11 protein-coding genes are annotated in these 14,220 nt (G+C 65.0%); 1 reads left to right on the forward strand and 10 read right to left on the reverse strand.

Going from position 1 to position 14,220, the window contains the following annotated elements; translation table 11 throughout:
• Positions 1 to 48: 48 nt before the first annotated feature.
• Genes AC5RUQ_RS05900 through AC5RUQ_RS05915 form a run of 4 tightly spaced genes read right to left on the reverse strand, consistent with a single transcriptional unit; the run spans position 49 to position 3,973 of the window.
• Complete coding sequence (locus AC5RUQ_RS05900) at positions 49 to 786, reverse strand: HAD family hydrolase (protein ID WP_493946451.1); 738 nt, start codon at positions 784 to 786, stop codon at positions 49 to 51.
• A complete protein-coding gene (gene gltX, locus AC5RUQ_RS05905) occupies positions 786 to 2,300 on the reverse strand; it encodes a glutamate--tRNA ligase (RefSeq protein ID WP_493946452.1) in 1,515 nt (504 codons plus the stop codon). The genes AC5RUQ_RS05900 and gltX overlap by 1 nt, the downstream gene beginning before the upstream one ends.
• 51 nt (positions 2,301 to 2,351) lie before the next feature.
• The gene (locus tag AC5RUQ_RS05910; protein ID WP_493946454.1) at positions 2,352 to 3,128 is read right to left on the reverse strand and encodes a fumarylacetoacetate hydrolase family protein; all 777 of its coding nucleotides are present in this window, start codon (positions 3,126 to 3,128) and stop codon (positions 2,352 to 2,354) included.
• A gap of 41 nt (positions 3,129 to 3,169) precedes the next feature.
• The gene (locus tag AC5RUQ_RS05915; protein WP_493946455.1) at positions 3,170 to 3,973 is read right to left on the reverse strand and encodes an MBL fold metallo-hydrolase; all 804 of its coding nucleotides are present in this window, start codon (positions 3,971 to 3,973) and stop codon (positions 3,170 to 3,172) included.
• A gap of 132 nt (positions 3,974 to 4,105) precedes the next feature.
• On the opposite strand from AC5RUQ_RS05915, the gene AC5RUQ_RS05920 reads away from it, so the two are divergent.
• Positions 4,106 to 4,699 (forward strand): hypothetical protein, encoded by a 594-nt coding sequence (locus AC5RUQ_RS05920; RefSeq protein WP_493946456.1) that lies wholly within the window; start codon positions 4,106 to 4,108, stop codon positions 4,697 to 4,699.
• Positions 4,700 to 4,783: 84 nt separating this feature from the next.
• Here the strand turns inward: AC5RUQ_RS05920 and AC5RUQ_RS05925 are convergent, their stop codons facing one another.
• The 6 genes from AC5RUQ_RS05925 to serA all read right to left on the reverse strand — a co-directional run bounded on the left by AC5RUQ_RS05925 (position 4,784) and on the right by serA (position 14,167).
• Positions 4,784 to 5,896 (reverse strand): branched-chain amino acid aminotransferase, encoded by a 1,113-nt coding sequence (locus AC5RUQ_RS05925; RefSeq protein WP_493946457.1) that lies wholly within the window; start codon positions 5,894 to 5,896, stop codon positions 4,784 to 4,786.
• Between the two features lie 103 nt (positions 5,897 to 5,999).
• Positions 6,000 to 7,052 (reverse strand): 3-isopropylmalate dehydrogenase, encoded by a 1,053-nt coding sequence (locus AC5RUQ_RS05930; protein WP_493946459.1) that lies wholly within the window; start codon positions 7,050 to 7,052, stop codon positions 6,000 to 6,002.
• A 166-nt stretch (positions 7,053 to 7,218) separates the two neighbouring features.
• Complete coding sequence (metG, locus tag AC5RUQ_RS05935) at positions 7,219 to 8,778, reverse strand: methionine--tRNA ligase (protein ID WP_493946460.1); 1,560 nt, start codon at positions 8,776 to 8,778, stop codon at positions 7,219 to 7,221.
• 33 nt (positions 8,779 to 8,811) lie between these two features.
• A complete protein-coding gene (locus AC5RUQ_RS05940; protein WP_493946461.1) occupies positions 8,812 to 9,567 on the reverse strand; it encodes an ABC transporter ATP-binding protein in 756 nt (251 codons plus the stop codon).
• On the reverse strand, positions 9,564 to 12,362 hold the full coding sequence (locus AC5RUQ_RS05945; protein WP_493946462.1) for an ABC transporter permease: 2,799 nt from the start codon (positions 12,360 to 12,362) through the stop codon (positions 9,564 to 9,566). Before AC5RUQ_RS05945 ends, AC5RUQ_RS05940 begins: the two co-directional genes overlap by 4 nt.
• A gap of 215 nt (positions 12,363 to 12,577) precedes the next feature.
• Positions 12,578 to 14,167, reverse strand: coding sequence for a phosphoglycerate dehydrogenase (serA, locus tag AC5RUQ_RS05950; protein WP_493946464.1), 1,590 nt, complete (start codon positions 14,165 to 14,167; stop codon positions 12,578 to 12,580).
• Positions 14,168 to 14,220: the final 53 nt, after the last annotated feature.

Raw genomic sequence — 14,220 nt, forward strand, 5'->3', positions numbered from 1 at the left:
ATTACTTTACCCGAGACTTCGGGCTCGCACAAATCGGTCCGGTGTGACTTAGCTGACCAGCTGGTCCAAGGAGGTCACCATACCGCCGTCGAATCCGGCAGCCATCTCACCCGCCCGGTTCAGCCAGACGCCCAGGAGGCCGGCCGCAGTCGAGCCCTCAGCGTCAAGGAGGCGGTTGTCTCCCACATACAGTGTGTCGGCAGGGGCGGTGCCCAGAAGCCGGACCCCCTCAAGGTAGATGGCCGGATCGGGTTTGGCCACACCGAGGGTGTCCGTTCCCACGAGCCGCCTTACCCGGGCGAGTCCAGCCCCATCCAGCTTGGCGCGCTGGTAGTCATGCACGTTGTTGCTGACCGCCCCATAGGGGATGCCGGCTTCGTCCAGGACATCCAGCAGCGGCATCACGTCCGGAAAAGGCTTCACGTACGCGGGCTGCTTTTCCATGTACGCGCTAAGCCACTGGTGAGATTGCTCGCCCTCCGCAAGTTCAATCCCGAAGTGGCCCAAGGCCGCGCGGCCCCGCAACAGGCGCTGTTCGTTGAACGTCAGCTCGCCTGCCAGGTAGCGGTCGTAGTAGTGCGTGGTCTCATGGGTGAAGATGCGTCCGAACCGCTCCCACCCGGCCTGGTCAAGGCCGGGCAGGAGGTGTTCGCTGACCTCCCGCAAGGCAGTGGTCATCGAGTATTCCAAGTCGACCAGGGTGTCATCGATATCGAATAACACCCCGCGGACAGAACCGAAAGGCGTGTCCAGGACCGCGCTGCCTACCTGCATGGGAGCCGTCATCAGCCGCGGAATGAGCGAAGGCGGCGGAGAGAGGAATTCTTGCCCAGGATCACCATGGACTCAAACAGCGGCGGCGAGATCCGCCGGCCCGAAACAGCCGTGCGCACGGGTCCGAAAGCAAGGCGGGGTTTGATGCCAAGGTCCTCAACGAGGGCCTGCTTGAGCGCGGTCTGGATGTTGTCGGGCGTCCAGTCCTCAACAGGTTCGAGTGCTGCGATGGCTGCATCCAGTACTTCCGCCAGGTTTTCCGGGAGCCCCTTCCTGGCATCAGCGGCAACGTCGATGGCGTCGTCCGCTTTGAAGAGGAACGCCAGCATTTCGGGCGCCTCGCCCAGCAGAGTGATGCGCTCCTGGACCAGGGGCGCGGCCTCAGTGAGGATATCCTCTTCCCGGTCGGTCAGGATCTCCCCCACCAGGTCCGCTGCGCGCAGGTAAGGAACGAGGCGTTCCCGGAAAACCTCAGGCGGGAGCATCCGGACGTGCGTGCCGTTGATCGCTTCAGCCTTCTTGAGGTCGAAGCGTGCGGGGTTGCCCAAGACGTCATGGATGTCGAAGTGCTCCACCAACTGTTCAACAGTAAAGATGTCTTCGTCCGCGCTCAGGGACCAGCCCAGGAGCGAGAGGTAGTTCAGCAGGCCTTCAGGGATGAAGCCGCGCTCCCGGTGCAGGAACAGGCTCGATTCGGGATCGCGCTTGGAAAGCTTCTTGTTGCCCTGGCCCATGACGTACGGCAGGTGGCCAAATTCGGGCATGTACTGGGCTACGCCCACGGCGTACAGGGCGCGGTAGAGGGCAATCTGGCGCGGAGTGGAGCTGAGCAGGTCCTCGCCGCGGAGGATATGGGTGATGCCCATCAGGGCATCGTCCACCGGGTTCACCAGCGTGTAAAGGGGCGCTCCGTTGGCACGGACCACTGCGAAGTCCGGGACCGACCCGGCACGGAAGGTGATCTCGCCCCGCACGAGGTCATTGAAGGTGATGTCCTCGTCCGGCATCCGCAGCCGCAGGACGGCCTCGCGGCCTTCCGCCTTGAACTGGGCGAGCTGCTCCTCCGTCAGGTGGCGGTCAAAGCCGTCATAGCCAAGCTTCGGGTCGCGTCCCGCGGCACGGTGGCGCGCTTCGATTTCCTCCGGCGTGGAGTACGACTCGTAAACAAAGCCACCCTCGCGGAGACTAGCAATGACGTCCTGGTAGATTCCGCTCCGCTGCGACTGCCGGTACGGCTCATGCGGGCCGCCTACTTCCACGCCCTCGTCCCAGTCGATGCCCAGCCACTTCAGCGCGTCGAGCAGCTGGTGGTAGCTTTCCTCACTGTCCCGGGCCGAGTCCGTGTCCTCGATCCGGAACACCATGGTGCCCTTTGTGTGGCGGGCGTAGGCCCAGTTGAACAGCGCCGTGCGGATCAGCCCGACGTGGGGAGTGCCGGTGGGCGACGGGCAGAAGCGGACCCGAACGGGCGTGTCAGCGGTGACGGGCGGGATGGAGGCAGCATTCGCCGCAGAAGCAGTAGTCATAGTGGCTCCAACTTTACCGTCTGGCGCAAAGCCCCAACGCGGAGCCAGGTGTCAGCGGCGGACGATGGGGTTGGACAGGCGGCCGATCCCCTCGATCTCCACCTCAAAGCGGTCGCCTGCGCTGACCAGGCCCACTCCGGCCGGCGTCCCGGTCATGATCACGTCGCCGGGCAGGAGGGTAAACGCCTGGGAGACAACGGAGACGAGTTCCCGTACTCCCCTGATCATCTGGCTGGTGCTGCCGTCCTGCCGCAGCTCTCCGTTGAGCCGGCCCTGGATCTGCAGGTCCTCCGTATCAAGGTCCGTCTCGATCCACGGGCCCAGGGGCGCGGAGGTGTCAAAGCCCTTGGCCCGGGTCCACTGCAGGTCTGTCTTCTGGACATCCCTGGCCGTGAGGTCGTTGCCGCATGTGTAGCCGAAGATGACGTCGTCCACGCGTTCCTCGGGCACGTCCTTGCAGATCCGTCCGATCACAACGCACAGTTCCGCCTCGAAGGAGACTTCCTCGGAGAACTCGGGCAGCACCACGGGATCGTTGGGGCCAACGACGGCGGTGTTGGGCTTCAGGAAAAGGAGCGGCTGGGTGGGAACTTCATTTCCGAGTTCATGCGCGTGTTCCACGAAGTTGCGTCCCACGCCGATCACTTTGCTGCGGGGAATGATGGGGGCGAGCAGCCGGACGTCTTCCAGCTTGTGGCGGACGGAGGTACGCTCCACTCCGTTGAAGAAAGGGTCCCCATGGATGACAGTGATTTCCTCACTGCCCGTGTCACCTTCGACAACGCCGTAGAGGGGATCAGAATCGACGACAAACCTGGCAATACGCATGGCTCCTACCCTACCGTCTCGCCACACCGGCACCTGTCGTTTTAGGGCCTGCCGGCCCAGCCCCGCAGGTAGTGAAGCTGGGCGGCCACGGACGTAACAGCTGCGCGCCGCACGGAAGGGTCGACGTCGGAATAGACGGCGTCCGCGACTTCACCCACAGTGGCATCCTGGCCGAGCCGGTCCAGGGCCGCGCGGATCTGCGCCAGCCGTTCGAGGCGATGGGCGCGGTAGTCGCCGACGACGTCGGTCAAGGACGGCAGGACAGGGCCGTGGGCGGGCAGGACGGTGGCCGGCCCCAGCGATTCCAGCCTGTCGAGGGAGGTTAGGTACTCCCCGAGGGTCCCGTCCGGATAGTCAAGCATCGTGGTGCCGCTGCCCAGGATGGTGTCCCCGGTCAGTACCGCACCGTGCGGGCCGTCGCCGGGGAGGTGGAAGCAAACCGAATCGGACGTGTGGCCGGGCGTTGCCACCACGCTGACGTCAAGGCCCGCAGATTGGAGTACCTCGCCGTCCAGCAGCGGTGTGCCGTTGCCGTGGCAGTGCGCAGGGTCCGAGCCGCGTACGGGGGCGCCGGTCAGTTGATGCAGCCGTGCGGAGCCGCCGGTATGGTCGCCGTGGCGGTGGGTGATGAGGATAAGTTCAACGGGGCCGGCAGCGGCGAGTGCCTGGAGGTGGTCCTCGTCCAGGGGACCCGGATCAACCACGACCGCGCCCGGGTGGCCGGGGTGCCGCAGCACGTAGGAGTTGGTGCCGGCGAGGCTCATTGGCCCGGGGTTGGGGGCCAGGACGAACTGCGTCAGGGCTGAGCTGCGCTGCAGGAGGGAGCCGGAAGCTGGAGTCACCATCTCATCTTTGCATCCGACTCTGGAGCGCAGCGGCCGTAGCGCGGGGAACAGGCCGGAATAGAACAGCGGGGTGCCCGGGTTGACCACCAGTGAATCCCCTCGTTGTCTCCCAGGAAGCCGGAACCACATCACATGAGCACCACCACGATTGCAGACCTCCTCGCCGAAGCCGATTCAGCCGGTCACGACCATGCCGCAACGGAGAAGAACAGCGGGCTTCTGCACATCCACAACCACGCCACAGGCAGCATTGTCTGGTTTCCCACCTGGAAGAAGTTCCGCGAAACCGCCGACTGGAGTGCGGCGGTGGACGGCCTCACCGAGGTTCTCAAGCGGGGTGCGGCGCCCGTGGAGGAAGCGGCCTCCGGGCTCCTGGTGGAAGAGCTGGACGAGCTCCTGAAACGGGCCGCTGCCTCCGGCGATGCCGCCTTGTTTGTCCAGGAGAACCTCACGCCCCACCTGACAAGGACTTGGGCTATGGCAGACGCCGTCGCGAAAGCAACAGGGCAGGAGCTGCCCTCCGGCAGCACTACGCCGCCTATATTCGCCGACTACCCCTACGATGTGTACGCCCAGGACGGCGGCGTCTTCGCCACCACGCTGTGGAACGACATTATTGACGCCCGCCGCAACCGTGCATTGGAGGAAGAAGCGGCCAGGAAGGCCCTGAAGCCCGTTTCCCGCAAGGCACTGAAGAATGCCGCCCGGAAGGCCGCGCGGCGCTAATCCCCCCGTTGCACAACGAACGGCGCCTGCCGGGGATGAGCCTGGCAGGCGCCGTCGTAATTTGTCAGTCAGTGAAAAGCGGGACTAGGCGAGGCGGGTCAGCCAGCCGTGGGTATCGGGGACTGCGCCGGTCTGGATGCCAAGCAGTTTTTCGCGGATGGCCATGGTGGTTTCCCCGGCCTTGGCGTCCTCGGAACCAATGAACTCGGTGGTGTCCTTGAGGACCCCGATCGGGGTGATGACGGCGGCAGTACCGCAGGCGAAGACCTCGGCAATCCCGCCGGAGGCAACGCCGTCGCGCCATTCGTCGAGGGTGATCTTCCGCTCGGTGACTTCGCGGCCCATGTCCTTGGCCACCTGGATAACGGACATCCGGGTGATGCCTTCAAGGATGGTGCCGGTCAGCGCAGGGGTGACCAGTGAGCCGTCCTTCATCACGAAGAAGACGTTCATGCCGCCCAGTTCCTCGACTGCGTTGTCGTTGAACTGGTCGAGGAAGAGGACCTGCTTGCAGCCGTTGGCTTCAGCCTCCTGCTGGGCGATCAGCGACGCTGCGTAGTTGCCGCCGCACTTCGCATCGCCGGTACCGCCACGGCCTGCTCGGGCGTATTCCCGGGAGATCCAGATGGACACGGGCTTGAGTTCGCCGCCGAAGTAGTTGCCGGCCGGTGAGGCGATCACCCGGAAGGAAACCTCGCGTGCGGCGCGGACGCCCAGGAAGGCCTCGGTGGCAATCATGAACGGCCGCAGGTACAAGGCCTCACCGTCGCCGCTGGGAACCCAGTCCTTGTCGGCGGCAACCAGTTCACGGATTGCTCCGAGGAAGTACTCGGCAGGCAGTTCCGGAAGGGCGAGCCGGCGGGCGGACTTGTTCAGGCGCGCTGCGTTCGCCTCCGGGCGGAAGGACCAGATGGACCCGTCTGCGTGGCGGTACGCCTTGAGCCCTTCGAAGATCTCCTGGCCGTAGTGCAGCACTGCAGCTGACGGGTCCAGGGAGATCGGTCCGTAAGCTTCCACCCGGGCGTTATGCCAGCCGCCGTTGCCGTTCTCGTCCACGCTGTAGTCGACGATTGCGGTGTGGTCGGTGAAGTGATTGCCGAATCCCGGGTTGGCCAGGATGGCTGCACGCTCTTCAGCAGACTTCGGGTTGTCCGAGAGCTGCTGCGAAAATTCGACGCCGTGGGCAGTCTGAGTCATGGTTCCTCCACGATCGGCCGCCTTGGCCTCAGCGTTGAACGTCAAGGCGGCATTTGGTGATTCGAGACAAGCTTACGCCCGTTGCCGCCAGCCCCAGGCGCGGCTACAGGCCGGCGGCGATGGCGTCGCCCACCGCACTGGTGGTGCGTGCACCGCCGTCGCGCTTTTCGACGTCGGCACTCACTGCCGCCTCGATCCTGCGGGCTGCCCGGGTGTAGCCGAGGTGGTCCAGCAGGAGGGCTGCGGACAGGATGGCCGCGGTGGGGTCGGCCTTGCCCTGGCCGGCAATGTCGGGGGCAGAGCCGTGGACCGGCTCAAACATCGACGGCGCGGTGCGGTCCATGTTGATGTTGCCCGAAGCTGCCAGCCCGATGCCGCCGGTGATGGCTGCAGCAAGATCGGTGAGGATGTCGCCGAAGAGGTTGTCGGTGACGATTACGTCGAAGCGGGACGGATCGGTGACCATAAAGATGGTTGCGGCGTCCACATGCAGGTAGTCGTGGGTTACTTCCGGGAACTCCTGTGCCACGGCCTCGACCGTGCGCTTCCAGAGGTGCCCGGCGTAGACCAGCACGTTGTGCTTGTGGACCAGGGTGACGTGCTTGCGCTCCCTCGCGCTGGCCCGGCGGAAGGCATCCCGGACAACGCGCTCAACACCGTGGGCGGTGTTGAGCGAGACTTCCGTAGCTACCTCATGCGGAGTTCCGGCGCGCAGGGTGCCGCCGTTGCCGACATAGGGGCCCTCGGTACCTTCGCGGACCACGATGAAGTCGATGACCCCGGGATTGGCCAACGGGCTGCCCACGGTTCCGTAGAGCCGGGAGGGCCGCAGGTTGACGTAGTGGTCCAGGCTGAAGCGGAGCTTGAGCAGCATTTCCCGTTCAATAATGCCGGACGGTATACGGGTATCACCTGGGGCTGCACCTACTGCCCCGAACAGGATGGCATCCCGGGTCCGAAGATCGGCCAGGACGTGGTCCGGCAAGGTTTCGCCCGTGGCCAGCCAGTGCTCGGCGCCGAGCTTGTAGTGCGTCTGCTTGAGCTCGACGCCCTCGGAAGCGACAGCCTTTTCCAGCACCTTGAGTGCTTCCGCAATGACCTCAGGGCCAATGCCGTCGCCGGGAATAACTGCAAGATCGATGGAGGATGCGCTCATGCTTTCAGCGTAGCCAAGATATCCATATGCTGGTCAAGCCGTCTCATTATCCGAACAGCCCTCTGGGGCCGCCTTCACTTCTGGGAAGAGACAGCAAACGCCCACTCACCTTCCATCCGGAAGGTGAGTGGGCGTTCGCGGAAAACGTGCAGAAAGTGAGAGAGCGTCAGCCCGCAGCGGGCTCCTCGTACTTGGGGAACACCGGGGACGGAGCCGGCAATTCAGTACCCGCAGCAATCGGCGTCCCGATGGCGGAGAACTGGCGGGCCTCCCCTTCCGGCTGGCCGAGGGTGCCAAGGAGCGCAGCTGTTGCTGTCGGCATAACGGGCTGGGCCAGGATGGCCACGATCCGCAGGACTTCCAGCGTCACGTACAGCACTGTGTTCATGCGTTCGACGTCGGTCTTCCGCAGCACCCAGGGCGCCTGCTCAGCGAAGTAGGCGTTGGTGTCGCCCAGGACGCCCCAAACGGCTTCGAGGGCGCGGCTGAACTCCTGCTTATCAAATGCCGCCCGCGCAGTGTCGAGGAGGCCTGCGGCCTGCGCCAGGATGGCGTTATCCTCGGCCGTGAACTCCCCCGGAACGGGCACTTTGCCCTCGCAGTTTTTGGCCACCATGGACAGGGAGCGCTGGGCGAGGTTTCCGAAGTTGTTGGCGAGGTCGGCGTTCATCCGGCCGACAATTGCTTCGTGGTTGTAGCTGCCGTCCGCACCAAAGGGCACTTCGCGGAGGAAGAAGAAGCGCACCTGGTCAAGGCCGTACTGCTCCACGAAGTCGGCCGGGGCCACGACGTTGCCCAGCGACTTGGACATTTTCACGCCGTTGTTGTGCAGGAACCCGTGGATCATAACGCGCTTGGGCAGTTCCAGGCCGGCACTCATCAGGAAGGCCGGCCAGTAGATGGCGTGGAACCGCGAGATGTCCTTGCCGATCACGTGGACATCCGCTGGCCAGAACCTCCGGAACTTCTCCGAATCGACGTCGGGGTAGCCCACGCCGGTGAGGTAGTTGGTCAGGGCGTCCACCCACACGTACATCACGTGCTTGTCATTGCCCGGGACCGGAACGCCCCAGTCGAACGTGGTCCGGCTGATGGACAGGTCCTCCAGGCCGCGCTTTACGAAGCTGATGACTTCATTGAACCGGTACTGCGGGGCACCGAACTCGGGCTGGGCCTCGTACAGGGCCAGCAGTTTGTCCTGGTAGGCCGAAAGCCGGAAGAAGTAGCTCTCCTCCGCCGTCCAGGTCACCTCGGTGTCCGTCTCCTTGGAGTAACGCACGCCGTCGTCCTTGACCACGGTGTCGTCTTCGACGTAGAACGCCTCGTCCCGGACGGAGTACCAGCCCTCGTACTTGGAAAGGTAGATGTCGCCGTTGGCCTCCATCTTTTTCCAGATGGCCTGCGAAGCGGCGTAGTGGTCCTCGTCCGTGGTCCGGATGAAACGGTCGTACGTGATGCCCAGGGCCGCGTGTGCCGCCTTGTAGACCTCTGCGTTCCGGTCCACCAGTTCCTTGGGCGTGATGCCTTCCTTTTCGGCGGTCTGGGCGATCTTCATCCCGTGCTCGTCCGTGCCGGTCAGGAACATCACGTCATAGCCGTCCAGCCGCTTGAAGCGCGCCATGGCGTCGGTGGCAATGTACTCGTAGGCGTGGCCGATGTGCGGCACGCCGTTGGGGTAGGTGATGGCCGTGGTGATGTAGAACGGCGTTTTCTCTGTAGCAGTCACGTGCGGACGGTACTTTCGGTGCGGAGGGACAGGCTAGATCAGTTCGGTCAGGGAGTCGCTGAGCCGGACGAGTTCGTGGTCGTGCGAAGCCACCAGGACCGCGATGCCATCCGACGTGGTGTCCTTGAGGATGCTGATGATGCGGTTTGCGGAGGCACGGTCCAGGCTCGCGGTGGGTTCGTCAACCACCAGGACCCTGGTACCCAGGATCAGGGCGCGGGCGATGGCAACGCGCTGGCGTTCACCGCCGGACAGCTGCGCGGGGCGGTGCCGCATGCGGCGGCCCAGGCCCACAAGGTCCAGCAGGTCCTTGGCCATGTCCCGGCGCTGGTCCACTTCCCCGTCCGGAACAGCCGGCAGGAGGACGTTCTCCAGCGCGCTCATTCCGTCAATGAGGGCGCCGCCCTGGTCCACGTAACCAATGAGGGCACGACGGCGGTCGGCGATTTCGTCGTCGCCCATGCTCTCGAGGGAATCGCCTTCCCAGAAGACACGGCCCGACGTCGGCAGCGTGAGCCCCGCGCCGACCGTCAGGATGCTGGTCTTGCCGGAGCCGCTTCGGCCGGCGACGCAGTGCATCTCGCCCGCGTGCAGCGTGAGGTCGAAGCCTTCCACCACGCTGACCGCCTCAGCGCCGCCTTTGCCGCCGCCGTAGCGGATGGTGATGTCGCTCAGTTCCAGCGGAGTGCCGTGGTCAGCGGCCTTGACGATGGTATTGGCGCGCGTCTGCAGGGCGACGTCGCCGGAGCCGCTCCTGCGGCTCCGCTGGACATTGGTCTGGTTTGTCATTGGACCACTTTCGTTGCAATCGGTATCCAGCAAAGTACAGCCACGAGGCCGGCCACGCCTGCCCACAGTGCGGCATAAGGTGCCAGCAGCAGGCCGATGCCCAGGGCGCCCAGCACGCCCAGGGGCAGTGCCACGGTTCCCACCAGCGCGTTCTCGAACAGCCGGACCTGGCGGAGCATGTCCGGGTTCCAGCCCATGGCCTCAAGGATTCCCAGGTACTGCCGCTTGGCGTTGAGTTCAAAGCGGCCGGTGACCAGGGTCAATACCAGACCCACGACGACGCCTGCGAGAGCCAGGAGAATGCTCGGCAGCGCCACGCTGGCAGCGGCGAGCCCGCTCAGGGCACTGGCGCCGGCCGCGCGGGGAATGTCGATCAGCAGCGCAATGAGGCCGCCCACGGCTGCCCCGAAGACGCCGACGGCAACAGCCAAGGCAAGGGTGTTGAACTTGTTGGTGCCCAGCTGGCGGTTCGCGAAGGTCAGGGGTGAATCTACCGGTATGAGGCGCTCGTCGTGCTGCGGTTCCTGGTCGATAACGTCGCGGTGGCGCAGCTGTTGGGCTGCGAAGAACGCAGCTCCGGCGTACAGGACCAGGACGGAAACGCACACGAGGGCTGTGGTGAGGCTCCAGCTGACCAGGCTCAAAACGATGCCGGCCACGGCAAGCAGCACTGCGCCCACAGCGAATTCCTCCAGCACCCAACTGCGGATCCGGCGCTGGGTCCAGCCCATGGCGCGCAGCGTTCCTGCCTCGCTCCGCCGCTTGCGGATGTAGCTGACGGTGGAAGCACCGGTGAGAAGGGCGGCGCCGCAAAGCGTCAGGAAGAGCAGCGTGGTGTTGGTTCCGGAAAGGGAGCCAGTCACGGCGTCGGCTGCATTCTGCCGGACCCATGACTGCTGGACCGTGCCCAGGGCGGATTCCTTGCCGGCGTCGTCCTTGGAGTAGCCGGGAACGAAGATGCTGGCGTCCTCGCGGGCAGAACCGGCCACGATCGTGGCCTCCAGACCCATGGCGCGGATTTCCCCGGCGAGCTTTTCAACGTCCGGCTGTGCCTCTTTCCAGCTGCCGGGCGCTTCGGCACGGACACGGACGGCGTCGATGACTGCCGCGTTGTCCTTGTAGCCGCGGGCAGCCGCAAGGCCGTAGTAGTCGGTAATGGCGCCGGCGGACTGGCTGGCAAGCCCAGTGGCGCTCAGCGAGGGCTCAAGCTCGGCGGCCGGAACGTCCTTGCCCTCGGCGTCCTTGACCAGGGTGAAGGGAGTGGGGTCGTAGCCGCCCAACGGAAGCTTGTTGACGTCCCCGGCGGCCTCTGCCACTGCGGAAGGATCGAATGTTCCGTAAACCATGGCAAGGGGGGCTGCTGCCTTTTGCTCCCCCGTCTCCAGGTTTTCACGGTAAGAGCGTTCGTCCACGGGCTCGCGCTGGGTCTGGTCAACGGGGGTGCCACTGGCGCTCTTTTCGGGCAGGCGGTTGATGGTAACCCATTCGCCGGGTACCGCGTTCTTGCCGGCGGCGCCGTTGGCCGCTGCCTCGCCGTCGGTGTATTTCGGGGCCGCTGCGAAGTCCGTGCTCCATTCAGCAGGCGTGTAGAGGCCCTGGTTGAAGTTGCCGGTGGCTCCGAGGAGGGAGGAGTGGTCCGTGGATCCGGGCCACGAGAGAACGAAGGGGTCCTTGGAGACAAACGGGAGATAGTCCTCCCCCAATGACTGGGAGGCTGTTCCGACGTCCTTGACCACCTTGCCGGAGTCGTCGATTTCCTCAATCTTGACGTTGTACTTCAGGTCCAGCGACGTGCCCGAACGCACGATGAGGGGAATGGCCTGGGAATCGGCGGTCAACTGGCCGTTGCGCTTTGCCTGCTGGTACTGCGTCATCAGGGGTGCCCAGTGCTTGAGCTTCACGCCCAGGAAGTCCGGGCCTTCTTCCAGCTCGTCCAAGCCGATGCCGTTGGTGAAAAGACCTTCAAAGTAGCGGCCGATCGCTCCGGCATCACGCGCGTCAGCGGGCGGAGCCTTTTCCAGCGGGGCCAGGAAGTCACCGGCGGAACCCAGCAGGGCACGCTCGGCGGCGGGATCGACGGCGACCACGGATTCCGTGACCTCCGGCGCGAGGGGCAGCGACACTGACAGGTTGAACAGGTTGTGTTCGGAACCCCCGGCCGGGGCAGGGAACTTGATGCCCGTTTCACCTTCGGGAGCGGCAATGCGGATGCTGCTCCCCCCGGCTGCCCGTTCCTCCACGAGTTTGGCCTTGCCCAGGGTGCCTTCGGCAGTGGACTTGAAGAGCGTCTGCTCTGAAACGCCGTCGGAGCTCACTGCGGTGGCGGTGAGGCGGTATTTCTTGGCCTCATCGCTCAGCACGGACTCGGCCGCGGGCCACTCAGCAGGAGCGGTGGCCCCGGCGGCCTGGTCCGCCGTCGCGGTGCCGGCGAGCCCGGCGTTGTAGCCGAGGTAGTCCATGGCATCCAGGCGCGGCGCTTCGAGGTTCTGCGTCACGCGGGAGACCAGGCTGATGGGTGCGGCCACGGACGTGCCGGACAGCTTCCGGATTGCCTCCAGCTGTTCGAAGCTGATGCCGCCGGTGCCGTTGGCGATCTCCGGCTGCAGCAGTGCGCCCGAGGGCGCTTTTGCCTGAACCAGGACATCGTAGAGCCCCCGTGAATTTTCGTCCACGGTCCGGCTGAGCGCCGCCTGCGACTGGCTTTGGACGAGGACCGACAAGCACATGGCTGCGATCAAGATGGCCGCGGTCAACAGCAGCACTTTGCTTCTGATGAACCTCTGGACGGCGTTCATTGAACTCCCTGAAACCTGGATTGCGTGCGCACATTCGAAACCGCTCGGGGCGGACGTGGACGATCACGGACGGATGTGCAAAAGGTATTGGCCGGCCTGCCGGCCCGGTCCGGTAAGGGGACCCAGCCATTGTAAGCAGACCGGCCAATCATACGTGGCCCCGCCGGGACGCGCCGAGCGGAGGGTGGTGGTACGGCGTTTCGGCCGAGCGCGGGTTAGTCCTCCAGGTCCACTTCCCGGACCATATCGGCACCGATGCCGGCCTTGATGGCGTCAAGGACCTGCTGGGGTACGGAACTGTCGATGGTGAGGAGCGCGAGCACCTGGCCGCCCTGGTCGTGGCGTGCCACCTGCATGCCCGCGATGTTGATGTTGTTCATGCCCAGGATGTGGCCGATGGTGCCGATTACGCCGGGACGGTCGGTGTAGCCAACCACCACCAGGTGTTCGCTGATGGGGATTTCAACTTCGAACCCGTTGATGCCCACCAGCTTTTCGATCTGCTTGGGCCCGGTCAGGGTGCCGGCCACGGAGATCTGGGTGCCGTCGCTGAGGGCACCGCGCAGGGTGAGGACGTTGCGGTAGGACTCGGTTTCCGGGGTGGTGATGAGGCGGACGTTGATGCCGCGCTGCTCGGCGATCACCGGGGCATTGACGTAGGAGACCTGCTCGGTCACCACGTCCGCGAAGATCCCCTTGAGGGCCGCAAGCTCCAGGACCTTGACGTCCAGGGACGAGATCTCACCTGCCACCTCGACGTCGAACTGGGTCAGGGACGCATGCGTCAGGGCCGTGAAGATCCGGCCCAGCTTCTCAATCAGCGGGATGCCAGGGCGGACGTCGGGGGCAATGACGCCGCCGGCGACGTTGACTGCGTCCGGGACGAGCTCGCCTGCCAGTGCCAGGCGGACGGACTTGGCCACCGAGACGCCGGCCTTTTCCTGGGCTTCGTCAGTTGATGCGCCGAGGTGGGGGGTGACCACCACGTTGTCCAGCTTGAAGAACGGCAGATCGGTGCTGGGCTCCTTGGAGAATACGTCCACGCCGGCACCGGCAATCGTGCCGTCCTGGAGGGCGGTGAACAGGGCCTCCTCATCCACGAGCCCGCCGCGCGCGACGTTGACCACGTAGGCCGTGTTCTTCATCTTCTTGAAGGCATCCGCGCCGAGCATGCCCACCGTCTCAGGGGTCTTGGGCATGTGGATGGTGATGAAGTCGGACTGGGCCAGCAGTTCGTCCAAGGTCACCAGCTGCACACCGAGCTGTGCTGCCCGGGCGGAGGTGATGTAGGGGTCGTATGCCAGGATCTTGGTGTCGAAGCCCTTTAGGCGGGCGGCCACGAGGGCACCGATCCGGCCCAGGCCGATGATGCCGATCTTCTTTTCGAACAGTTCAATGCCCGTGTACTTGGAGCGCTTCCACTCGCCGTCCTTGAGGGCGGCACTTGCCTGCGGGATGTGGCGGGCCAGGCTAAGGATGTGGCCCACGGTGAGCTCGGCCGCGGAGACAATGTTGGACGTGGGGGCGTTGACCACCATCACGCCGGCCTGGGTGGCGGCCTTGATGTCCACGTTATCCAGGCCGACTCCTGCACGGGCGATGACCTTGAGGTTCTTCGCAGCGGCGATCGCCTCGGCGTCCACCTGGGTGGCTGAACGGACCAGGATAGCGTCGACGTCGCCGATGGCAGAGAGCAGCTGGGAACGGTCGGCGCCGTCGGTCTGGCGGATCTCGAAGTCCGGGCCGAGGGCCTCGACAGTGGCGGGGGAAAGTTCTTCGGCGAGCAGTACTACGGGTTTTGACACGGCTGATCCTCTGCGTTGCAGTCCTGGGGATGGAAACAAGTCTAGGCCGACGG

Source organism: Arthrobacter sp. MDT2-3, assembly GCF_059090465.1.

Bases quoted from the DNA above. Each gene is read 5' to 3' on its own strand.
- AC5RUQ_RS05920 (WP_493946456.1), top strand. From the start codon at position 4,106: ATGAGCACCACCACGATTGCAGACCTCCTCGCCGAAGCCGATTCAGCC.
- AC5RUQ_RS05945 (WP_493946462.1), bottom strand. From the start codon at position 12,362: ATGAACGCCGTCCAGAGGTTCATCAGAAGCAAAGTGCTGCTGTTGACC.
- AC5RUQ_RS05915 (WP_493946455.1), bottom strand. From the start codon at position 3,973: ATGGTGACTCCAGCTTCCGGCTCCCTCCTGCAGCGCAGCTCAGCCCTG.
- AC5RUQ_RS05925 (WP_493946457.1), bottom strand. From the start codon at position 5,896: ATGACTCAGACTGCCCACGGCGTCGAATTTTCGCAGCAGCTCTCGGAC.
- gltX (WP_493946452.1), bottom strand. From the start codon at position 2,300: ATGACTACTGCTTCTGCGGCGAATGCTGCCTCCATCCCGCCCGTCACC.
- AC5RUQ_RS05900 (WP_493946451.1), bottom strand. From the start codon at position 786: ATGACGGCTCCCATGCAGGTAGGCAGCGCGGTCCTGGACACGCCTTTC.
- AC5RUQ_RS05930 (WP_493946459.1), bottom strand. From the start codon at position 7,052: ATGAGCGCATCCTCCATCGATCTTGCAGTTATTCCCGGCGACGGCATT.
- AC5RUQ_RS05910 (WP_493946454.1), bottom strand. From the start codon at position 3,128: ATGCGTATTGCCAGGTTTGTCGTCGATTCTGATCCCCTCTACGGCGTT.
- AC5RUQ_RS05940 (WP_493946461.1), bottom strand. From the start codon at position 9,567: ATGACAAACCAGACCAATGTCCAGCGGAGCCGCAGGAGCGGCTCCGGC.